21 protein-coding genes and 1 tRNA gene are annotated in these 20,740 nt (G+C 46.5%); 13 read left to right on the top strand and 9 right to left on the bottom strand.

The window, feature by feature from the left end; translation table 11 throughout:
* Positions 1-2 precede the first annotated feature (2 nt).
* The 8 genes from D2V93_RS00155 (at position 3) to D2V93_RS00190 (ending at position 8,343) form a co-directional block, all read left to right on the top strand.
* Positions 3-1,208, top strand: coding sequence for an FtsW/RodA/SpoVE family cell cycle protein (locus D2V93_RS00155; RefSeq protein ID WP_119617908.1), 1,206 nt, complete (start codon positions 3-5; stop codon positions 1,206-1,208).
* Positions 1,195-2,283 carry an undecaprenyldiphospho-muramoylpentapeptide beta-N-acetylglucosaminyltransferase gene (gene murG, locus D2V93_RS00160; RefSeq protein WP_119617909.1) on the top strand — a complete coding sequence of 363 codons (1,089 nt, stop codon included), beginning with the start codon at positions 1,195-1,197 and terminating at the stop codon, positions 2,281-2,283. The genes D2V93_RS00155 and murG overlap by 14 nt, the downstream gene beginning before the upstream one ends.
* Positions 2,280-3,629 (top strand): UDP-N-acetylmuramate--L-alanine ligase, encoded by a 1,350-nt coding sequence (gene murC, locus D2V93_RS00165; protein WP_119617910.1) that lies wholly within the window; start codon positions 2,280-2,282, stop codon positions 3,627-3,629. Before murG ends, murC begins: the two co-directional genes overlap by 4 nt.
* The gene (locus D2V93_RS00170) at positions 3,619-4,338 is read left to right on the top strand and encodes a cell division protein FtsQ/DivIB (protein WP_119617911.1); all 720 of its coding nucleotides are present in this window, start codon (positions 3,619-3,621) and stop codon (positions 4,336-4,338) included. The genes murC and D2V93_RS00170 overlap by 11 nt, the downstream gene beginning before the upstream one ends.
* Before the next feature lie 3 nt (positions 4,339-4,341).
* Complete coding sequence (ftsA, locus tag D2V93_RS00175) at positions 4,342-5,673, top strand: cell division protein FtsA (RefSeq protein WP_072878553.1); 1,332 nt, start codon at positions 4,342-4,344, stop codon at positions 5,671-5,673.
* 27 nt (positions 5,674-5,700) lie between these two features.
* On the top strand, positions 5,701-7,683 hold the full coding sequence (gene ftsZ / locus D2V93_RS00180; protein ID WP_119617912.1) for a cell division protein FtsZ: 1,983 nt from the start codon (positions 5,701-5,703) through the stop codon (positions 7,681-7,683).
* 102 nt (positions 7,684-7,785) lie between these two features.
* Positions 7,786-8,238: a GatB/YqeY domain-containing protein gene (locus D2V93_RS00185; protein WP_119618010.1), complete on the top strand. Its 453-nt coding sequence runs from the start codon at positions 7,786-7,788 to the stop codon at positions 8,236-8,238.
* Between the two features lie 31 nt (positions 8,239-8,269).
* Positions 8,270-8,343 (top strand) — tRNA-Arg (locus tag D2V93_RS00190).
* 232 nt (positions 8,344-8,575) lie between these two features.
* Here D2V93_RS00190 and D2V93_RS00195 read toward each other — a convergent pair.
* From D2V93_RS00195 to D2V93_RS00205, 3 genes are all read right to left on the bottom strand, one after another.
* Complete coding sequence (locus D2V93_RS00195; RefSeq protein WP_119617913.1) at positions 8,576-9,199, bottom strand: collagen-like protein; 624 nt, start codon at positions 9,197-9,199, stop codon at positions 8,576-8,578.
* A 145-nt stretch (positions 9,200-9,344) separates the two neighbouring features.
* Positions 9,345-10,103, bottom strand: a complete 759-nt coding sequence (locus tag D2V93_RS18735) for a collagen-like protein (RefSeq protein WP_220473607.1) — start codon at positions 10,101-10,103, stop codon at positions 9,345-9,347.
* Positions 10,104-10,348: 245 nt separating this feature from the next.
* The gene (locus tag D2V93_RS00205) at positions 10,349-10,894 is read right to left on the bottom strand and encodes a hypothetical protein (protein ID WP_147377326.1); all 546 of its coding nucleotides are present in this window, start codon (positions 10,892-10,894) and stop codon (positions 10,349-10,351) included.
* 307 nt (positions 10,895-11,201) lie between these two features.
* Between D2V93_RS00205 and D2V93_RS00210 the strand changes: the two genes are divergently transcribed.
* The 5 genes from D2V93_RS00210 to D2V93_RS00230 all read left to right on the top strand — a co-directional run bounded on the left by D2V93_RS00210 (position 11,202) and on the right by D2V93_RS00230 (position 14,629).
* Positions 11,202-11,648: a YHS domain-containing (seleno)protein gene (locus tag D2V93_RS00210; protein WP_119617915.1), complete on the top strand. Its 447-nt coding sequence runs from the start codon at positions 11,202-11,204 to the stop codon at positions 11,646-11,648.
* Between the two features lie 85 nt (positions 11,649-11,733).
* A complete protein-coding gene (locus D2V93_RS00215; protein ID WP_119617916.1) occupies positions 11,734-12,387 on the top strand; it encodes a LysE family transporter in 654 nt (217 codons plus the stop codon).
* Positions 12,388-12,389: 2 nt separating this feature from the next.
* The gene (locus D2V93_RS00220) at positions 12,390-12,875 is read left to right on the top strand and encodes a DinB family protein (RefSeq protein ID WP_119617917.1); all 486 of its coding nucleotides are present in this window, start codon (positions 12,390-12,392) and stop codon (positions 12,873-12,875) included.
* A complete protein-coding gene (locus tag D2V93_RS00225) occupies positions 12,863-13,582 on the top strand; it encodes an NRDE family protein (protein WP_119617918.1) in 720 nt (239 codons plus the stop codon). Before D2V93_RS00220 ends, D2V93_RS00225 begins: the two co-directional genes overlap by 13 nt.
* Positions 13,583-13,585: 3 nt before the next feature.
* Positions 13,586-14,629 (top strand): ATP-grasp domain-containing protein, encoded by a 1,044-nt coding sequence (locus D2V93_RS00230; RefSeq protein ID WP_119617919.1) that lies wholly within the window; start codon positions 13,586-13,588, stop codon positions 14,627-14,629.
* 14 nt (positions 14,630-14,643) lie between these two features.
* Here D2V93_RS00230 and D2V93_RS00235 read toward each other — a convergent pair whose 3' ends face one another.
* The 6 genes from D2V93_RS00235 to D2V93_RS00260 all read right to left on the bottom strand — a co-directional run bounded on the left by D2V93_RS00235 (position 14,644) and on the right by D2V93_RS00260 (position 20,725).
* A complete protein-coding gene (locus D2V93_RS00235) occupies positions 14,644-15,012 on the bottom strand; it encodes a DMT family protein (RefSeq protein ID WP_072878572.1) in 369 nt (122 codons plus the stop codon).
* A gap of 83 nt (positions 15,013-15,095) precedes the next feature.
* Entirely contained in the window at positions 15,096-15,473 is a 378-nt protein-coding gene (locus tag D2V93_RS00240; RefSeq protein ID WP_119617920.1) for a nuclear transport factor 2 family protein, read from the bottom strand.
* A gap of 150 nt (positions 15,474-15,623) precedes the next feature.
* On the bottom strand, positions 15,624-16,598 hold the full coding sequence (locus D2V93_RS00245) for a YpdA family putative bacillithiol disulfide reductase (RefSeq protein ID WP_119617921.1): 975 nt from the start codon (positions 16,596-16,598) through the stop codon (positions 15,624-15,626).
* Complete coding sequence (gene rpe / locus D2V93_RS00250; RefSeq protein ID WP_119617922.1) at positions 16,598-17,257, bottom strand: ribulose-phosphate 3-epimerase; 660 nt, start codon at positions 17,255-17,257, stop codon at positions 16,598-16,600. Before rpe ends, D2V93_RS00245 begins: the two co-directional genes overlap by 1 nt.
* Before the next feature lie 187 nt (positions 17,258-17,444).
* Positions 17,445-18,308 (bottom strand): sigma-70 family RNA polymerase sigma factor, encoded by an 864-nt coding sequence (locus tag D2V93_RS00255; protein WP_072878578.1) that lies wholly within the window; start codon positions 18,306-18,308, stop codon positions 17,445-17,447.
* A 167-nt stretch (positions 18,309-18,475) separates the two neighbouring features.
* Positions 18,476-20,725, bottom strand: a complete 2,250-nt coding sequence (locus tag D2V93_RS00260) for a polyribonucleotide nucleotidyltransferase (RefSeq protein ID WP_119617923.1) — start codon at positions 20,723-20,725, stop codon at positions 18,476-18,478.
* Between the last annotated feature and the right edge of the window lie 15 nt (positions 20,726-20,740).

Consider the following 20,740-nt stretch of genomic DNA (forward strand, 5'->3'; position numbering starts at 1 on the left):
ACGTGTTGGCCATAGTCAAAAATCTGAAAGGTGATAAAGCCATCTGGGGCGTAGTGGCCCTTTTGGCCCTTTTCTCATTTTTGCCTGTCTATAGTGCAAGTACCAATTTGGTGTTTGTGAACGATGACGGGACCACATTCGGACACTTGGTGAAACATGCCGTGCTCCTGTTCTTGGGCTTTGGGATCATTTATGCCATCCATAAGATTCCTACCCATTATTTTAAGGGGCTTTCCATCATTGCGCTGCCCATTGTGTTGATTTTGCTGGCCTATACTTTGACGGTGGAAACCCGCATTGGTGGGGTCACGGCAAACCGTTGGATCAAGATTCCTTTAGTGGGGGTCAATTTTCAGACATCCACCTTGGCATCGGTTGTGTTGATGATATGGATTGCTCGGTATCTGACCAAGATCAAGGATGTAAAGATCACTTTTAAGGAAAGTATTTTACCACTTTGGCTTCCGACGGCCTTGGTGGTGATGCTCATTTTGCCCGAAAACTTTTCAACGGCGGCCATCATCTGTTTTATGGTGTTGGTGCTGTGCTTTTTGGGTGGATATCCGCTAAAATATCTGTTTGCCATGGTGGGCACGGGAATCGTTTTGGGCGGTATGTTCATGTTCGTCCTTTTCAAGGCACCCGAAGTGTTGCCAAATAGAGCGGGCACATGGAAATCCAGGATAGAGACCTTTATCCATCCAGAAGAGGCGGACAAGGATGACCTGCACCAGCTCACACTGGCCCAGATAGCCATCGCCGAAGGGGGCGTAGTGGGCAAAGGGGCCGGAAAGAGCGTCATGAAAAATATGTTGTCGCAAAGTACCTCGGATTTCATCTTTGCGATCATTATTGAAGAATATGGATTGTTGGGTGGGGGAGCCTTGCTGTTTTTTTACCTGTTGTTGTTATTCCGGATCGTGGTGGTGGCACACTCGGCCAAAACAGTATTTTCAAAACTGTTGGTGATCGGGGTCGGGCTGCCCATTGTGTTCCAGGCATTCATCAACATGGCCGTGGTGGTGCAGTTGTTTCCGGTAACGGGCCAGCCATTGCCGCTGATCAGCATGGGAGGTACTTCCATATGGATGACCTGCTTGGCGATAGGCATCGTACTGAGTGCGAGCAATAAGACAGAGAATTTGGAGGAGCAATCCTATGACATAGATGAGACCAACCCTTTAGAAGTATTGAGTGGGCAGTTATAGGTTCATACTTTCAGGGGGAGGAACGGGAGGACATATCTATCCCGCAGTGGCCATAGCCAACGAGCTGAAGAAAAGGCATCCAGATGCCAAGTTCCTGTTCGTGGGGGCCAAGGATAAAATGGAGATGGAAAAAGTGCCACAGGCCGGTTATGAGATCAAGGGCTTGTGGATAAGTGGAATACAACGGAAACTGACATTGAAAAATCTCATGTTTCCCTTTAAAGTGATAAGTAGTTTGTTGGAAGCCAGAAAGATAGTGAAGCAGTTCAAGCCCCATGTGGCCATAGGCACGGGAGGCTTTGCCAGCGGACCATTGTTAAGGATGGCGGCCGGTGCGGGCATTCCCTGTGTGCTTCAGGAGCAGAATTCCTTTGCGGGCATTACGAACAAACTATTGGCCAGCAAAGCTCAGAAAATATGTGTGGCCTATGATGGGATGGAGCGGTTTTTTCCCAAGGAAAAAGTCGTGAAGACGGGCAATCCCGTCCGCATGGATTTGGTGACCCAGGAATCGGGCAAGGAAGAGGCCCTTGGTTTCTTTGGCTTGAATGCGGGCAAGAAGACCCTCCTGATCTTGGGAGGCAGTCTGGGTGCCAGACGCATCAACCAATTGGTGGGGAAAGAGTTGAATTTTTTTGAAAGACAGGGCCTGCAAGTGCTTTGGCAGTGTGGCAAGCTCTATGTGGAGGACTACAAAGCATACGATTCGGATTCGGTAAAGGTATTGGCCTTCGTCAATCGTATGGACTTGGCCTATGCTGCTGCGGATGTGATCATTTCGAGGGCCGGGGCGGGTTCGGTTTCGGAGCTGTGCCTGGTGGGAAAACCGGTAATCTTTATCCCATCGCCCAATGTGGCCGAAGACCATCAGACCCAAAATGCAAATGCCCTGGTGTCCAAGGAAGCTGCCATCATGTTGAGGGAAAGTGAACTGGATGCCGAATTTGAAAAAAAGTTTACGGAATTGATGGCTTCCAATGACATGCAGGAACGTCTGGGAATGAACATCAAGAAATTGGCCATGCCCAAGGCCACGGAACATATAGTGGATGAAATTGAAAAATTGCTGAAGTGAACCTGAAGGATATACATAGCGTCTATTTTATTGGTATAGGAGGCATAGGGATGTCCGCTTTGGCCCGTTATTTCGATTTTATCGGAAAACCGGTTGCCGGGTACGACAAGACCTCAACGCCTATTACCGATGGCCTTCAGGAAAAGGGAATCCAGGTTCATTTTGAAGATGATATCGCTTCGGTGCCGGACACGTTCAAGCAGCCGGGTACCTTGGTGGTCTATACCCCTGCGGTCCCCTCATCCCATGGTGAGCTCAATTTTTATAAAGCGAACGGTTTCGAGATCAAGAAGCGTTCGGAGGTGTTGGGTATCATCACCAAAGACTCCTATTGCTTGGCCGTAGCCGGCACACATGGAAAAACGACCACCTCATGCATCTTGGCGCACCTGCTCAAGGAGTGTGGGCTTCCCTTCACTGCATTTTTGGGAGGGATATCGGAAGATTTCAACAGCAATTTTGTGTTGGAGGGTACTGAATATTCCGTGGTGGAGGCCGATGAGTTCGACCGTTCCTTTTTGAGGTTGTCTCCCACGGTGGCCTGTATCACAAGTATGGATGCCGACCACTTGGACATTTATGGCACCCATGAAGAATTGCTTCAGTCCTTTCGGGATTTTGTAGGAAAGATAAAACCTGGTGGGAAACTGTTCGTGCGAAAAGGATTGCCCATGGAGGGCACCACCTTTGGCATAGAAGATGGCTCCGACTTTTGTATTGAACATATTGACATTGAACATGGAACCTACGTATTTGATCTCGTTACGCCTTCCGAGGTGCTGAAACAGGTTCGTTTTGGCAAGCCTGGAAGGCACAATTTGCTCAATGGATTAGCTGCTTTTGCGATGGCGGTGCAAACGGGTTGCCCACCCCACCGCCTTGCCGAAGCTTTGGCTACGTTCAAGGGCGTACAGCGTAGATTTTCGTACCAGATCAAGGAAAAGGATTTTGTCTTTATCGATGACTACGCGCACCATCCCGCTGAAATTGATGCGGTGCACCAGGCCATACGAGAGATGCACCCCGGGGAAAAGGTGACGGCGATCTTTCAGCCCCATCTGTTTTCAAGGACCAAGGATTTTGCGGACGATTTTGCCCAAAGTCTTTCCCAGTTCGATGAGATCATCCTCTTGGACATCTACCCGGCAAGGGAAGAACCTATGGAGGGCATCACATCGACTTGGCTGTTGGGGAAAATAGATAACCCGAATAAAAAACTAGTTCCCAAAGCGGAATTGATAAAAGAAGTAAGTAACTGTAAAACAGGGGTTTTAGTGGCTCTTGGGGCAGGGGACATAGGGCTTGAAGTGCCCAAAATAAAAAAAGAATTGGCTTATGCGGGTTAATTGGAATTACATCAAATTGGCTTTTCTGTCGGTGGCCGTAATTGCACTTTACGGTTTTGCCGATCAGCGGAGCAAAAAGAGGAAGATAGACGATATCTCGGTTAAATTTGTGGGCGACAACAACTTGTACTTGACTGAGGATGCGGTTAATAAATTGTTAATACAAAATTACGGCCCCGTAAAAAATAGGGCCAAAGAACAATTAGTTTTGAATACCATAGAGGAGGTAATTCTGTCCAACGATATGGTGAAAAATGCCCAAGTCTATCTTACTGTAAACGGGGAACTTATCTCAAAGATTGTTCAGCGTAAACCGATTGGAAGAGTAGAAGGGGTCTCCAAATTTTATTTGGATGATTTGGGAGAGCGTATGCCATTGTCCAAGCAACATTCGGCAAGGGTGCCCATCATCACGGGTAAAATTACGGGCAGGACCCTCGAGGACGCATATGTGATCCTCAACTATATCAACGAAGATGATTTTCTCAGGAAAAATGTCATCGGGATACACATTGAAGATGAAGGAAACTATCAACTCAAATTCCGCATGGAGAACTTTGTGGTGAATTTGGGGGGAGTGGACAATCTAAATACAAAGTTCAAGAATTTCATGGCTTTCTATGCTAAGGCGGCCAAGGACAATTCCTTGGAAGATTATGTAATAGTGAGTTTGGAGTTCAACAATCAAGTGGTTTGCACCAAAATATAAGATATGGAACAGGGTAATTATTCAGTTGGGTTGGATATTGGAACCACCAAGATCGTAGCGATCATTGGTAGGGAGAACGAGTATGGAAAAATTGAGGTTCTGGGCATGGGCAAGTCCAAAAGTCTGGGCGTGCACAGAGGGGTGGTGAACAACATCACCCAGACCATCTCCTCCATTCAACAAGCAGTGGAGCAGGCAGAACTGAACTCTGGTCTAAAAATAGGCTCGGTTGTCGTTGGCATTGCCGGACAGCACATACGGAGCCTGCAACACAGTGACTACATCACCAGGCCTAATTCCGAGGAAGTCATCAACAATGACGATCTGGACAGGCTTTGCAACCAAGTCTACAAATTGGTCATGCTTCCCGGTGAGGAGATCATCCATGTACTACCACAAGAGTACAAAGTGGACGGCCAGTCCGAGATAAAGGAACCCAAAGGAATGTACGGTGGCCGTTTGGAGGCCAATTTCCATGTAGTGGTCGGTCAGGTGTCATCCATCAAAAACATTGGAAGGTGCATCAAGAGTGCCGGGCTGGACCTAGGCAACATCACCTTGGAGCCCTTGGCTTCTGCCGAAGCGGTTCTGAGCCAGGAAGAAAAAGAAGCGGGCGTTGCCCTTATCGACATAGGTGGTGGAACCACGGACCTTGCCATTTTCAAGGATGGGATCATCCGCCATACCTCCGTTATCCCATTTGGTGGCAACGTGATCACCGAAGATATCAAAGAAGGCTGTTCCATCATTGAAAAACAGGCCGAACTGTTGAAGATCAAGTTCGGTTCCGCATGGCCGGGCGAGAACAAGGACAACGAGATTGTCTCCATTCCTGGTCTAAGGGGAAGGGAGCCCAAGGAAATCACCTTGAAGAACCTCTCCAAGATCATCCATGCAAGAGTGGTGGAAATCATAGAGCAGGTCTATGTGGAGATCAAAAACTATGGTCATGAGGACCAAAAGAAAAAATTGATCGCTGGAATCGTATTGACCGGTGGGGGAAGCCAATTGAAACACTTGAAACAATTGGTGGAGTATATTACCGGGATGGATACCCGGATCGGTTATCCCAACGAACATTTAGCTGGCGATTCCGACGAGGAAATTGCCAGTCCGTTGTACGCAACGGCGGTAGGATTGTTGATGAACGCCCTGGAGTCCAAAACAATGGGCAAGGTGGTAGATCAACAGGAAGAAGTGCAAAAAGAGGAAAAGGTGCTGGTGGAGCAGGAGCATGTTGGGGCAGAGGCCACCTTGACCTCGCACAAGGAAAGAAAATCCATTTTTGACAAGTGGTCCGAGAAGCTGAAGGACTTTTTGGACAACGCAGAATAATAACCCCATTAACGAAACACAACTGTCATGAGCAAGAACACTGAATTTGACAACATCGCTTTTGATTTGCCCAAGAACAAGAGCAACGTAATAAAGGTAATAGGAGTAGGCGGCGGCGGTAGCAATGCCATCAACCACATGTTCCAGGCAGGGATCAATGGAGTGGATTTCGTGATCTGCAACACCGATGCCCAAGCCTTACAGAACAGCTCTGTGCCCAACAAGATCCAGTTAGGGGTCTCCCTCACCGAAGGTCTAGGGGCAGGGGCCAACCCCGATGTTGGGGAGCAGGCCGCCCTTGAAAGCATGGAAGAGATCAAGGGCATGTTGGGACATAATACCAAAATGGCCTTCATCACAGCAGGTATGGGAGGAGGAACCGGTACCGGGGCCGCGCCCATTCTTGCCAAACTGGCCAAGGAATTGGACATTCTGACCGTGGGCATCGTTACCATCCCTTTCCAGTTTGAAGGGGCCATGCGTAACAAGCAAGCACAGTTGGGGATAGAAAAATTACGGGCGAATGTGGATTCGCTCATCGTGATCAATAACAACAAACTTCGTGAAGTATACGGCAATCTTGGGTTTAAGGCTGGCTTCTCAAAGGCAGACGAAGTGTTGGCCACTGCGGCAAGGGGTATCGCAGAAGTCATCACACACCACTATACACAGAACATTGACCTTAGGGATGCCAAGACGGTGCTTTCCAACAGTGGAACGGCCATTATGGGTTCTGCCGTGGCGTCAGGTTCAGCTAGGGCCACAGAGGCCATCATGAAAGCGTTGGATTCGCCATTGCTGAACGACAACAAGATCAATGGGGCCAAAAATGTACTGTTGCTGATTGTTTCCGGTTCCCAGGAGATTACCATCGATGAGATTGGGGAGATCAATGATCATATCCAGATAGAGGCCGGACACGGTGCCAATATCATCATGGGTGTGGGTGAGGACGAGAATCTCGGAGAGGCCATTGCCGTGACCGTGATCGCCACTGGCTTCAATGTGGACCAGCAGGACAACATAGTAAACACGGAATCCAAGAAGGTATTCTATACGTTGGAGGACGAGCAGACCGCGCAACAAGATTTGACCCCTGAGGCCACGGCGGTACGGGAAATGAGGGTGGAAAAGGCTCCCATTGTGGAACCTGAACCAGAACCCACCGTGGTGAAGCACACTTTGGAAATGAAAGAAGAGGAAGTGGAGGAGCGTAGTGTGCCCAAGGCCAAGATGCAAGAACCCGATTTGGTGCCCACCACAAGCTATATCAGGAATTTCAATGTATTTTATGAAGAAGTGGTCCCTGAATATGTGGAAGACGACTTTATCATCATAGAAGCCAAGAATATCATCAACAATATAGAAGTAGTGGAGCCTGAAGTGGTTACTCCCAAGTCACAGGAAGACCAATTTACCTTGAGTTTTGACATGCCCCTCCACAATGAAGTAGAGGAGGAAGAGGATGAAAGGGAACACACGGTCACCTTCAATTTGGATGATGGCATTGGGGATGTGAGGGTGAATGAATATGTGGAGGTAAAACCTGTTTTGGAATACAAAAAGCAGGGGGAGACCCGCTACAATTTGGAAGAGTATATGGAATTGGAGACCAAACTGACCGGTGCCAAGTCCATGGCCGAGACCCATGAGCCCAAATTGGTGGAAAATGAACTTGTCTTTGAGAAAAAGACCTTGAAAGTCGAGGCCGCCAATCAAAAAGAGGAGACCACGGACAGCTTGGACCCTTTCAACAGTTCCATCAGCGATCTTCTAAAGGATAGGGCGGACGAGCGCAGGAGAAAACTGAAAAATTTCAACTATAAATTCCAGAACAACAGGAACAGTATAGACGAAATCGAGAAACAGCCAGCATACAAGCGCCAAGGGGTAGATCTGAACGATGTTCCAAAGGAGCAGAAGGTTTCCAGGACCACATTGAGCGAGGATAGCAACGATGATCTACAGTTGCGTTCCAACAACTCATTTTTGCACGATAATGTTGATTAGTAGTGTTTAAATTGACATCCATTTTTTAAATGGAAGCATGAACCCGAAAGTTGAGATACTTTCGGGTTTATTTTTTATCTTCGCAGCCCAAAATAGATGGAAATGGGTTTGCAGGAAAAGGTAATGACAGAAATGAAGGTGGCCATGAAGGCAAAAGATACTGTTGCCTTGGAATCATTGCGTGCCATCAAGTCGGCCATTTTGTTGGCAAAGACGGAAACAGGTGCCGGTGCAGAACTTTCGGAGGAGGAAGAAGTGAAACTGATCCAGAAATTGGTAAAACAACGAAAGGACAGTGCGGCTATCTTCCAACAACAAGGAAGGGAAGATTTGGCCGGACCAGAGCTTGCACAGGTGGCGGTGATCGAGAAATTCTTACCCGAACAATTGTCCGAGGAAGAGGTTGAAAAAGTGGTGCTCAAAACCATAGAATCCGTTGGTGCTTCGGGGATGCAGGATATGGGCAAGGTGATGGGCATCGTATCCAAGGAATTGGCAGGTCAGGCCGATGGAAAGACTATTTCCAGCATTGTAAAGGCAAAATTGAGCGTATAAAAATAAACTCCTGTATTTTTGGGAGTGGAATGGCCCAGTAGTTCAACTGGATAGAATATCAGATTTCGGCTCTGAGGGTTGGGGGTTCGAATCCTCCCTGGGTCACAGATAAATCAAAAGGCTTCACGTCAAATCAAGTTAACTTGAATTTGTAAGTGGGGCTTTTTGATTTTCATGATGGAACGTTCAGGGATATACAATCCTTATCTAGGTCACAAAAACAAAAGCAGGCATCATTGCCTGCTTTTGTTATAATGGCCTAAAAAAATAACCCGACAGACAAAGAAGGTATGGTATGGGAACGTCTGTCGGGCGTGAATGAATATTGAATTAAGGCTTATTGGTCCAATCCGAGCAAAGTAGCAGCCTCACCAAAGTTTTCAGGCATTTTGTTGACCAAATCACTGGCCTGGGCAACGTTGGCGGGAACTATCACGTATTTTATCAAATACGCATCGTTATTTTCAAAGTTGCTCACATCGTTTGCTTCACCGACTATCACCAACCCAGGTGGTAAAATATTGGGGTCTGTAGCGGTTGCGGTATAGGTATAGATATGATCGGAACCATCTTGATATGGGAGTAATAAAGTAAAAGTGCCCAAACCATAATCACGCTTTAGATAAACCAGGATTACGCCACCGGTTTCCAAAAAGGCTTCAATGTCTGCTATCCCGGGTATTTCTTCAATGAACATTTGTCCAAAAGTAGGAGGAACATTGTTGTCTACATTGTCCCAAGCAATTTGCATCCAATCGGAAACGATGACATTGGCGTTCCCATCTTGGCCCTGTTCTCCTTGGGGTCCTTGCACTCCTTGAGCTCCTTGCTCTCCCTGAATTCCCATTTCGCCGTTGAGGCCGTCCTTGCCATCTTCGCCAGAGCAGGAAACCAAGACAATACCCATCCCCAAGAAAAGGAGAAGGGTCAATTTTGATAGATTTAAAAGTGTTGTTTTCATAAAATAAATAAAATGGATTAGTAAAAATGTATATGATGTTGGTATGAGTGGGGTTTATTTCGGTGTTGTCTGTTCACCAGCAAAACGGAAGTGTAATGGGCTGATTTCAAACACAGATATGCAGTATTTTTATCTGGACAAAAACTTATTGTTGCAATCCAAGTAAAGTTGCAGCCTCACTAAAACTTTCGGGCATATTGTTGACCAGATCACTGGCTTGTGCAATGTTGGCAGGGACAATCACATACTTTATCAAATAGTTATCGCTGTTTTCCATAGAGGAAACATTGATCGATTCACCTCTTATGACCAATCCGGGCACAAAAAGATTGGGATCGGTAGAGGTCACAGCATATGAAAAGATGCGTTCCGAACCATCTTGATGTGGAAGTGGTGTTGTAAAGGTGGCCAAGCCGATATCACGTCTCAAATAAAAAAGAACGACTCCTCCTGTGTCTATGAATACATTAATGTCATTGATGCCAGGAATTTCTTCGATGATCATTTCTCCCCAAGTAGGAGGAACATTGTTATCTGCATTGTCCCAAACGATGTACATCCAATCGGAAACGATGACATTGGCGTTCCCATCTTGGCCATTCTGTCCGTCCAGTCCATCTTGACCGGGTTCGCCTTGTGCTCCCTGCTCACCCTGAGGTCCTTGCTCCCCTTGGGGTCCTTGTTCTCCTTGCTCTCCCTGAGGTCCTTGTTCGCCTTGTGTCCCCGGTTCCCCCTGTGCTCCTTGCGTTCCTGGTTCCCCTTGTGGACCTTGTGCTCCTTGGACTCCCATTTCTCCATTGATTCCATCTGTGCCATCTTCGCCAGAACAGGAAACGATGATCATGCCTAACCCCAACAGAAGGAGGATGGATATTTTTGATAGATGTAAAAGTGTTTTTTTCATATAATGAATTGATGTAGGGTGTATATATAAAATTGGTAAGAATGGTTTAAAAATATCAGTGCTGGGATTCGGATTAAATTCATGTAAAGACCAAAATTAGAAAGTGGTTTCAAGTAATTTTCAGACAATTGACGGATGGCCGTTTTGGGTTGACGGATGGGCGGTTTGAAGAAGCGGAAGTGATTTTGGGAAGGTAAAACCGCACCTTTGTTTTAAAAAATGTTGAACAATAATTTCATGGAAACCTATTGCTCCAACCCGAGTAAATTGGCAATCTCGTCAAACTCCTTTGGTATTTGATTGGTTATGCCGCTGGTCTGAGCGATGTTGGCGGGTATCAGTACATAGCGTATACGTGTGGCTGGGTCGTTTTCCACAATGTCAAGATTGGAATGGGTCACAAACACTCTGATACCTGTAAAACTTGTACCAAATTTGCCATAAGCAAACTCGTAGCTCTGATAGTTGGAGTACATTGGGAGTGCCCGAACAGTTGTACCACCATAATCGATCCTTAAATACACCATCACAACCCCTCCACTTTCAGCGAAATCCAAAATGTTTTCAACAGGAATGTCCATCCAAGCGTAATCCACCTCATTGGTATGGCTCCAGACAAAGGGCATCCAATCGGAAACGATCACGTTGGCATTTCCATCTTGACCAGCAGGTCCCATTTCGCCGTCGATTCCATCTTTGCCATCTTCACCTGAACAGGAAATCAAGATGGTGCCAAGTCCCAAGAAAAGAAGAAGGGACATTTTTGATATATTCAAGAGTGTTGTTTTCATAAATTGAATGTTACTTATTAGTCAGTAACCAAGCTTTCGATATTCAAATTAGCAAATGGCTTCGAGGAATTTTGGGACAATTGATGGATAGCCATTTTGGGTTGACGGATGAGCGGTTTGAAGAAGTGTAAATAATTTTTGAAGGAGAAAAGAGTGCTTTTTGATGATGGCCAAAGCCTGGAAGTGTGGTCGATCGGTTTGGATTTTATCATAAATCGGTGAAAGGAATAAAAAGACCTTCTGACTAACCCAGTCCAGACCACTGGATTTCCCATGTTGGTCAAATGAAACGTAAATACAAGTACATATGAAAAAAGCGCTTCTTGCCCTCTTTTTGACCATCAGTTTTTTTGCCCATGCACAGAGTGTTGACTATAACGTTCATAAGGGCTATGCCGCTAATGGATATGATGTGGTTTCCTATTTTTCAGGTAAGGCCCATGAAGGGCTCAAGGAGTATACAACTGAATATGATGGGGTGAAATATAAGTTCGAAAGCCAATCCAATATGGAAAAATTCATGGCTGAACCTACAAGATATCTACCTGAGTATGGAGGATATTGTGCCTATGCTGTGGCCGTGTCTGGAAAAAAGGTAAGGGTGGACCCGGAAACTTTTGAGATCAGGCAGGGGAAACTTTACCTGTTCTACAACGCTGGTAATACCAATACCTTGGACTTATGGCTCAAAGAATCTCCAAATGTCCTGAAAACCAAGGCGGACGAGAACTGGAAAAAGATCAAGAATCCGTAACATTCCGAAGAAATCCAAGTCTAATGTGCAGGTTGTTCCTGTTCTGTGCATACGTTTTGGAGCTCCATTAACAACTAATCTCTATATGCCCAATTACGCAAAAGTCTGTTTTTATGGTTTGCTGATCAGCTTCGTTGGGGCTTTGCCCTTCGGGACGCTCAATCTTACTGCTTTTGACATTGCGGCTTCACAGGGTCTGGTCTCGGCAATTTGGTTTGCCATGGCTGTGGTTTTGGTAGAACTCTCGGTGGTCAGGATCACCCTCTACGGGAATGAAAGGTTACATTTGGGGGAAAGGGCCCTGAAGTATATCCTTCCCCTCGGCATTGTTTTTTTGCTCTATTTGTCCTTGTCCAGTTTTTTGGAAATGGACAGCGTTACGGTGACCGATTCCAAGACGGATTTTTTCCCTCAGATTGGATCGACCTTTGTGTTGGGGCTGTTGCTGAGCGCGCTGAACCCCTTGCAGTTCCCTTTTTGGATGACCTGGAACCAAGTATTGGACCGCAAAGGGATTTTGCAGAGATCGAACAGTCATTATGTATTTTATATACTGGGCATAGGTTTGGGAACCCTCGTCGGTTTGGGAATTTTTATTCTGGCCGGCAAGTTCATTTTTGCCAACTACGACCGTTATCATACCATCACAAATCTGATGATGGGGTTGTTGTACCTTGGATTTTCTTTCTACCTTATGTTCATTTTCATCAAAAAACGAATTCATCATAAAATTGAGTAAGTATGTTCAAATCTTCTTTGGATACCCTTGAGCAGTTTAAACACATCCTTTTGGAATTGCCAAAGGATTGTTATGCACAGTCATGTAGTGTACTCTCCAACTCCAGTATCGGCCAGCATACCCGCCATATCATTGAGCTGTACCTTTGTTTGATAAATGGTTATGAGACCGCCGATGTTTCCTATGATCGACGGGAGCGCAACCTGAAATTGGCCGAAGAACTTCCCTTTGCCATTGAGCAGCTCAGTTGGATCCAGGACCGGTTGGAACGCCCCAACAAGCCCATCAAGGTCAATTATGAACTGGGAGGTGAGGATGTCTGTTTGGAATCCAATTACCACAGGGAAGTGATGTACAATCTAGAGCATACCATCCACCACCATGCGCTCATCAAAGTAGGTATCCAACATTTTACGGAAAAGCAGCTTCCGGAATCTTTCGGAGTGGCGCCGTCCACCATACAATATAGAAAGGCATGTGCACAGTAAGTTTTGTACCTTCGGGGGATAAGTACATTATCACATCCAACAGGGATGAGCACATCTCCCGACCACTGGCCCATGAACCCAAAGAAGAAACCTTAGGTTCCGTGAAAGTACTCTTTCCCAAGGATCCCAAGGCCGGGGGCACTTGGTTCGCCCTCAACGACAACGGCGCCATAGCGGTTCTGCTGAACGGGGCCTTTGTGAAACACAGCTCCAATGGTAACTATGCAAAAAGCCGTGGTTTGGTCCTTTTGGACATCATTGGTAGCGAAGCCCCACTGACCATGCTCTCGGAAATCGATCTCTATAACATTGAACCCTTCACTCTTGTGTTGTTCCATGCCCATTTATTGGAATTCAGGTGGGATGGCGGACAAAAATATTTTAGGCCCTTGGACAAGTCCAAAAGCCATATCTGGTCATCTGTTACCTTGTATGATGATGCCGTCATCGGGCGCCGAGCTTCGTTGTTCGATGGATTTATGAAAAGAACCCATCCCATTGAGGCTTCGGATGTAGTTGATTTTCATACCAACAACCATGAGGATTTTGAGAACGGGTTTATCATTGACCGTGAAACCGGGTTGAAGACCTTCAGTGTGACCCAGACCATATTGGAGCATGAAGGGCAGGGCCTCTTGAAGCACATCGACCTACTGAACGATAAGGCATTCGAAGTCTCCCTTTCACCGAACCAACTCACTGTGTAAAGAATGACCTCCCTAAAATTGAAGTGGCATAAACTCACCCATTGGGAATATTGGCCGTTATGGGCCATTTATTATCCACTGTTCCCGGTTTGGCTCTTCTATTCCCTAAAGGCAGGTTCCTTTTTCTTTTTCAATGCCGCCAATCCCAGCATGAAAAATGGAGGAATGGCCATGGAATCCAAAATGTCGATCTATGGACTGATACCCCGTCAGTACATCCCCAACACAGTCTTCATTACCAAGGATGAGGCGCCCAATGTAGCCCTAGGGCGAATACGGACTTCAGGCATATCCTTTCCCTTTATTGCCAAACCTGACATTGGGATGAAATCCTTTGGGGTGGAAAAAATACATGATGAGGAGCAGTTCAGGGACTATGTTCGGAAAACCCCTTCCCACTATCTGGTCCAGGAACTGATTCCCTACGGAAATGAAGTCGGTATTTTTTATGTACGAAGGCCAGGGGAGACCCATGGGAAGATCACAGGAATTGTGTCCAAAGAATTTCTTTCCGTTATTGGGGACGGAAAAAGCACCATCTTGGAACTCATCAAGAAAAATCCGAGAAGCCACCTGCAATTGCATATACTCCAAAAGAAGTTGGGAGAGCGGCTCCACACTATTTTGGGAGAAGGGGAGGAATATATCCTGGTCCCCTACGGAAGCCACACGAGGGGCGCCAAGTTTGTGGACATCAGCCATAAATTGAACGATGCACTCACCAAGACCATAAATGAGGTTTGCATTCCCATGGAAGATTTTCATTACGGTAGGTTGGATGTGCTCTATAATACGTTTGAGGAGTTGTGCGAAGGGAAGAATTTCTGTGCCATTGAGATCAATGGGGCAGGGGGGGAGGCTACCCACATTTATGACCCCAAACATTCCCTATGGTTTGCATGGCGGGAGATTACGCGGCATTGGGGCTTGATGTGCGAGGTGAGCATGCTCAACCACCAAAATGGACATTCCTATTTGAGTTTTAGGGATGGAAGGGCCATGCTCAAGGCCAACAAAGTGTTGCAGGCTCAGCTCAAGACCATTTGAACTGGATACCGCGTTTACTTTTTGAACATAAAATAGACCGCCAAGACCAGAAAAATAAAGGAAATAATGTGGTTTGCCCTAAAGGTCTCGGTCTTGAAGACCACTAGGGTAAAGATGGCAAAGACCACCAAAGTGATGACTTCCTGGATTACCTTCAATTGAATGAGACTGAACGGTCCCCCGTTTTCCCGAAACCCGATCTTGTTAGCGGGCACTTGGAACATGTATTCAAAAAGGGCAATTCCCCAACTGATGAGTACAATGGAGATCAGGCCCAGTTTGTTGAACCATTTCCATTCGTGGAATTTGAGGTGGCCGTACCAGGCAACCACCATGAAGGTATTGCTCAAGATCAATAGTCCAATGGTAGCAAGTGCTTTCATAGATATAATCAAAGTTGATGGGGTTACTGGTGCTAAAGTAAGCCATCGCCTTGATTTTTGAACACCCTAAAACTGTACAGGCATCAAATTTTGATGACATAGGAGATGATGGATTTTACTTTGGCGTCTCTGCCACTGCTGAATTCATAGAAGTCCGAAAAGGCATATTTTTTCCCATCATGCATTTTAAGGGTGCCGTTCACAGCTCCTTCCTTTCCATGGGTCAGAATTTTGTGAAGGACAAGTTCTGAGGCAATGGACACTTTCATCGTGTCCAACTCCTTCAGGAAGGTTTCCTTTCCTTCCAAGGTCTTGTCCCCAATAATTTCCCAGCGGATACTATCGGTCACGCAGGCGTCCAGGAAGGCCACATCCCCTTTCGCAAAGGCAATGTTCAGTTTTTTTAGGAATTCCCTTTTCGGTGAATTTCCGCAATCGGATGCTATGATGATCTTGGTCATATCCAAAACTTTTGGGGTTGAACATCAACAAAGATAAAAATGCAAAACGAATACAGTTTTGCACGCTATGGTTCATTTCGGGTAATGCCGGAGGCTTTTCCTTTGGAGAAACTTGATCAATGCGGACGTATTGTCAGATGGATTGAACTATTACACAGATGCTTCCTTGTGCGTGATGGCGTCCATGATGATGGGGGCGTGGATACGGGAGTTTTCGATAAACCATTTATGGGTTTCCATCCCACCACAGATCACTCCGGCCAAGAACAGTCCGGGCACATTGGTCTCCATGGTCTCGGGGTCATAGGAAGGAAGCCGCTTTTCATCGTCGGAAAGAGCAATGCCCAGCCTTTCCAAAAAGGTGAAGTTGGGCATATAGCCCGTCAATGCGAGCACGAAATCGTTTTCCAGTGAAGTCTCGCCCTCTGGGGTGTCAATGATGATTTCCCTTGGGGCGATCTCTTTCACCGTACTGTTGTAATAGGCTTTGATACTGCCTTCCTCGATTCGGTTGATGATGTCGGGGCGCACCCAATATTTTACCCTTGGGCCTACCTCTGGCCCACGGATGATCAAAGAGACCTCCGCGCCCTTTCGCCAACATTCCAAAGCGGCATCGATGGCCGAGTTGCTGGCCCCGATCACGGCCAATTTCTGACTGGCATAAAAATGGGGGTCTTTGTAATAATGGGATACTTTCGGCAAATCCTCGCCCGGCACGTTTATGCGATTGGGCAAGTCATAGAAGCCAGTGGCCACAACCACATTTTTTGCCTTGTATTGATCTTTGTCGGTATTGACCTGGAAAATATCATTTTCTTTTTCCACGGTGATGACCTTTTCAAACAGGTGGATGTCCAGTTGGTTGGAGGTCACGATCCTTCGGTAGTATTCCAAGGCTTCGTTGCGCTTGGGCTTGGCCTCCTTGCTGATAAAGGGGATGCCATCTATTTCCAGTTTTTCCGAAGAGGAAAAAAACTGCATATTGATGGGATAGTTGAACAGTGAGTTGACAATGGGTCCTTTTTCAATGATGATATAGCTGAGGCCTCTTTTTTTGGCTTCCAGCCCACAGGCAATGCCGATGGGGCCGCCCCCAATGATTACAACATCAAACTCCTGCATTATAACGTCCTTTCTTTTAGATCTTTGATGGTTTCTGTCGGATTTTTGCTTTTGAACACAAAACTGCCGGCTACCAAAACATCGGCACCGTGTTCCACCAGTTTCTTGGCGTTGGCCGCGTTGACGCCCCCATCTATCTCGATCAGGGTATTTGCATTTTTTCGTTGGATCAGTTTTTTCAGGTCTTTCACCTTTTGATAGGTGTTCTCAATGAACGATTGCCCACCAAAACCGGGGTTTACACTCATCACGATTACAATGTCGATATCTTGGATGGTATCTTCCAACAAGTTGATGGACGTATGTGGGTTGATGGCCACACCGGCCTTCATACCCTCTGCCTTTATGGCCTGCAAAGTCCTGTGCAGATGGGGACAAACTTCATAGTGCACGGTCAGATGGTCCACGCCCAATTCCGCGAAGGCTTTGATATACCGATCGGGGTCCATGATCATCAAATGGGTGTCCAATGGTTTTTTGGCATGCTTGGCAATGGCTTCCACCACAGGCATCCCGAAGGAAATATTGGGAACGAACATCCCGTCCATGATGTCCAAATGGAACCAATCGGCCTCACTTTGGTTGACCATTTCGATATCGCGTTGCAGATTGGCAAAATCAGAGGCTAGTAACGAGGGGGCGATTATTGTCTTGTCCATGGTACAAAGTTAGCCAATTACAAGCTTCCTATAAATGAAAAAACTCCGGTAATCAGCCGGAGTTTATTCATCAATCAAAAAACGAACAGTCATGATTAACTGTTGTAGGTACACAAATTACAACTTTCCTGCCAAAAAAACAATTTAAGGTATGTTTAACTGTAATTTATTGTGTTTTTTTAGCACTTTATCCCAGATATGTCTTTAAAATCTTACTTCTGGAGGTGTGTTTTAGCCTTCTGATGGCCTTCTCTTTGATCTGTCGGACCCTTTCCCTGGTCAGGTCAAAAGTCTCGCCGATTTCTTCCAAGGTCATGGAATGTTGTCCGGCCAAACCGAAGTAAAGCCTGATAACATCGGCCTCTCTCGGGGTCAAGGTCTCCAGTGCACGCTCGATCTCCGTGCGCAAGGATTCATGCAAAAGCTCCTTGTCCGGGTTAGGGGACTCCCCACTTCGCAATACGTCATACAGATTGGAATCCTCACCATCGATCAAAGGGGCATCCATGGATACGTGGCGGCCCGAATTTTTCAGGGATTGCTTCACATCTTCCACGGTCATGTCCAATTCTTTGGCAATTTCCTCGGCAGATGGGGTACGCTCGTGGGCCTGTTCCAAGAAAGCAAAGGTCTTGTTGATCTTGTTGATGGAGCCGATTTTGTTCAAGGGCAAGCGCACAATCCTGGATTGTTCCGCCAAGGCTTGAAGAATGGACTGACGGATCCACCAAACGGCATAGGAAATAAATTTAAATCCTCGGGTCTCGTCAAAACGTTGAGCGGCCTTGATCAATCCCAAGTTCCCTTCATTGATCAAATCGGGAAGGGTGAGTCCTTGGTTTTGGTACTGTTTGGCCACGGAAACGACGAACCTGAGGTTGGCTTTGGTCAATTTTTCCAGGGCTACCTGGTCTCCCGCCTTTATCCGTTGTGCCAGCTCCACTTCCTCATCGGCGGTGATCAGATCCACCTTGCCGATTTCCTGCAAATATTTGTCCAACGAAGCGGTTTCCCTATTGGTAACCTGTTTTGTAATCTTTAACTGTCTCATCTAAAAATTTTCCCTTCAAATTAAGTTTGTGAGCAGAGGCTCATTAGGTTATACGTTGAAAAATTTAAAAAGTTACATTTTGGCGGATTTTCTTTCTAAAAGTTTTCTAAAAACGAAAAAACCCCGGGAATGTTTCCCAGGGTTTCTCTTATAATATGAAAGTTGACTTAGTCCCTTCTGGGCTTTCTGTCACGATCGCCACCTCTGCGGTCACGGTCACCACCTCTTCGGTCACGGTCGCCACCTCTTCGGTCACCACCACGATCATCTCTTGGAGGTCTTTCTTTATAGCCTTCCGGTTTGGGCAACAGTGCCTTTCTGGACACTTTTTCCTTTTTGGTCCTTGGGTCGATACCTAGGTATTTCACGTCAAAGACATCTCCCATGTTGACTACGTCGGAAACATTTTCGGTACGCTCCCAAGCCAATTCGGACACGTGGAGCAATACTTCGTTACCAGGAGCCTCGGTATATTCCACCACGGCGCCAAATTCCAACATCTTGATAACCTTCACTTCGTAAACGCTGCCCACTTCAGGCTTGAACATCAACGAGTCTATTTTGGCCAACACCATATCGATGCCATCTTGGTCGGTACCCAAAATTTCCACGATACCTTCTTCGGTATCTGGATCTTCGTTGATGACAATCGTGGTCTTGGATCTCTTTTGAAGATCTTGGATGACTTCTCCACCTTTTCCGATCAGTGCACCGATGAACTCACCAGGAATGATTCGGGTAATGATTTTTGGAGCGTAAGGTTTCACCTCTGGTCTTGGGGCTGCGATCGTGTCGATCAATTTTTCCAAGATATGCAACCTTCCATCCTTGGCCTGCATCAATGCCTTTACCAAGATTTCATAGGAAAGTCCCTTTACTTTAATGTCCATTTGGCAGGCAGTGATACCATCTGCGGTACCTGTAACTTTAAAGTCCATGTCGCCCAAGTGGTCCTCATCGCCCAAGATATCCGAAAGAACGGCATACTTGCCACTTTCAGTATCCGTGATCAATCCCATGGCGATACCGGAAACGGGTTTTTTCAATTGTATACCGGCATCCATCAAGGCCATGGTGCCCGAACAAACGGTAGCCATGGAAGAGGAACCGTTGGATTCCAATACTTCGGAAACCACACGAACGGTATAAGGACAATCTGCTGGGATCATTCCTTTAAGTGCGCGTTGTGCCAAGTTACCGTGTCCGACCTCTCTTCTGGAAGTGCCGCGTATAGGTCTTGCCTCTCCTGTTGAGAAAGGAGGGAAGTTATAGTGCAGGTAGAATGTCTCCTCACCTTCGAAGGAAGGCATGTCTATTTGGTTGGCTTCCCTGGAAGTTCCCAAGGTCACCGTTGCCAATGCCTGTGTTTCCCCTCTGGTAAAGATGGATGAACCGTGAACGGAGGGCAAATAATCCACTTCGCACCAAATGGGGCGGATGTCGGTCGTTTTCCTTCCATCCAAACGAAGGCCTTCTTCCAAAGTAAGGTTCCTGACGGCTTCTTTTTCGGCTTTATGGTAGTATTTGGAGACCAAGCCACCAAATTCTTCAAGTTCTTCTTCGGAAAAAGCGGCCTTGATCTCTTCCTTGATATTGGCAAAGGCCTCACTGCGTTCTTTTTTGGAAGAACCTGCTTTGGCTACTTGATAGACCTTGTCATAGGCCATGTCATGGATTTTCTTCTGAAGTGCTTCGTCTTCAACGGCCTGTTCGTACTCTCTGGTTTCTTTTTTACCAACGGCTTCGGCCAATCTGACCTGTGCGGCACACTGTACCTTAATGGCTTCATGGGCAAATTTGATGGCCTCTACCATTTCCTCTTCGGAAATTTCACCCATCTCACCTTCCACCATCATCACGGAATCTTCGGAAGCACCGATCACCATGTCGATGTCGGACTCCTTCAATTGTGCCATGGTAGGGTTGATAACGAACTCACCGTTCACCCGACCTACACGAACCTCAGAAATGGGGCACTCAAAAGGAATGTCGGATAATTGGATGGCTGCAGAGGCGGCCAATCCTGCCATGGCATCCGGCATGACATCTTCGTCGTGGGACATCAATTGGATCATGACCTGGGTCTCTGAGTGGTAATCTTTGGGGAACAATGGGCGCAATACCCTGTCCACTAATCTCATGGTGAGCACTTCGCCATCGCTGGGCCTTGCTTCACGCTTGAAGAAACCACCTGGATAGCGTCCCGCAGCGGCAAATTTTTCACGATAATCTACGGTAAGTGGCAAAAAGTCCACATCCGAAGCTTGATAATTGGAGACAACTGTACATAGTAACATACATTTGCCTGATTGGACAACTACAGAACCATGGGCCTGTTTTGCCAATTTTCCGGTTTCGATGGAAATCTCCCTACCGTCACCAAGGTCAATGACCTCTTTAAAAGTTTTTGGAATCATACAAATAATCTTACC

Source organism: Flagellimonas taeanensis, assembly GCF_003584105.1.
Taxonomy (GTDB): domain Bacteria; phylum Bacteroidota; class Bacteroidia; order Flavobacteriales; family Flavobacteriaceae; genus Flagellimonas; species Flagellimonas taeanensis.

What these genes read in the sequence shown, in the direction of transcription:
- D2V93_RS00170 (WP_119617911.1), top strand. Translation starts at nt 3,619, where the DNA reads ATGCGGGTTAATTGGAATTACATCAAATTGGCTTTTCTGTCGGTGGCC.
- ftsA (WP_072878553.1), top strand. Translation starts at nt 4,342, where the DNA reads ATGGAACAGGGTAATTATTCAGTTGGGTTGGATATTGGAACCACCAAG.
- ftsZ (WP_119617912.1), top strand. Translation starts at nt 5,701, where the DNA reads ATGAGCAAGAACACTGAATTTGACAACATCGCTTTTGATTTGCCCAAG.
- D2V93_RS00185 (WP_119618010.1), top strand. Translation starts at nt 7,786, where the DNA reads ATGGGTTTGCAGGAAAAGGTAATGACAGAAATGAAGGTGGCCATGAAG.
- D2V93_RS00195 (WP_119617913.1), bottom strand. Translation starts at nt 9,199, where the DNA reads ATGAAAACAACACTTTTAAATCTATCAAAATTGACCCTTCTCCTTTTC.
- D2V93_RS18735 (WP_220473607.1), bottom strand. Translation starts at nt 10,103, where the DNA reads ATGAAAAAAACACTTTTACATCTATCAAAAATATCCATCCTCCTTCTG.
- D2V93_RS00205 (WP_147377326.1), bottom strand. Translation starts at nt 10,894, where the DNA reads ATGAAAACAACACTCTTGAATATATCAAAAATGTCCCTTCTTCTTTTC.
- D2V93_RS00210 (WP_119617915.1), top strand. Translation starts at nt 11,202, where the DNA reads ATGAAAAAAGCGCTTCTTGCCCTCTTTTTGACCATCAGTTTTTTTGCC.
- D2V93_RS00215 (WP_119617916.1), top strand. Translation starts at nt 11,734, where the DNA reads ATGCCCAATTACGCAAAAGTCTGTTTTTATGGTTTGCTGATCAGCTTC.
- D2V93_RS00220 (WP_119617917.1), top strand. Translation starts at nt 12,390, where the DNA reads ATGTTCAAATCTTCTTTGGATACCCTTGAGCAGTTTAAACACATCCTT.
- D2V93_RS00225 (WP_119617918.1), top strand. Translation starts at nt 12,863, where the DNA reads ATGTGCACAGTAAGTTTTGTACCTTCGGGGGATAAGTACATTATCACA.
- D2V93_RS00230 (WP_119617919.1), top strand. Translation starts at nt 13,586, where the DNA reads ATGACCTCCCTAAAATTGAAGTGGCATAAACTCACCCATTGGGAATAT.
- D2V93_RS00235 (WP_072878572.1), bottom strand. Translation starts at nt 15,012, where the DNA reads ATGAAAGCACTTGCTACCATTGGACTATTGATCTTGAGCAATACCTTC.
- D2V93_RS00240 (WP_119617920.1), bottom strand. Translation starts at nt 15,473, where the DNA reads ATGACCAAGATCATCATAGCATCCGATTGCGGAAATTCACCGAAAAGG.
- D2V93_RS00245 (WP_119617921.1), bottom strand. Translation starts at nt 16,598, where the DNA reads ATGCAGGAGTTTGATGTTGTAATCATTGGGGGCGGCCCCATCGGCATT.
- rpe (WP_119617922.1), bottom strand. Translation starts at nt 17,257, where the DNA reads ATGGACAAGACAATAATCGCCCCCTCGTTACTAGCCTCTGATTTTGCC.
- D2V93_RS00255 (WP_072878578.1), bottom strand. Translation starts at nt 18,308, where the DNA reads ATGAGACAGTTAAAGATTACAAAACAGGTTACCAATAGGGAAACCGCT.
- D2V93_RS00260 (WP_119617923.1), bottom strand. Translation starts at nt 20,725, where the DNA reads ATGATTCCAAAAACTTTTAAAGAGGTCATTGACCTTGGTGACGGTAGG.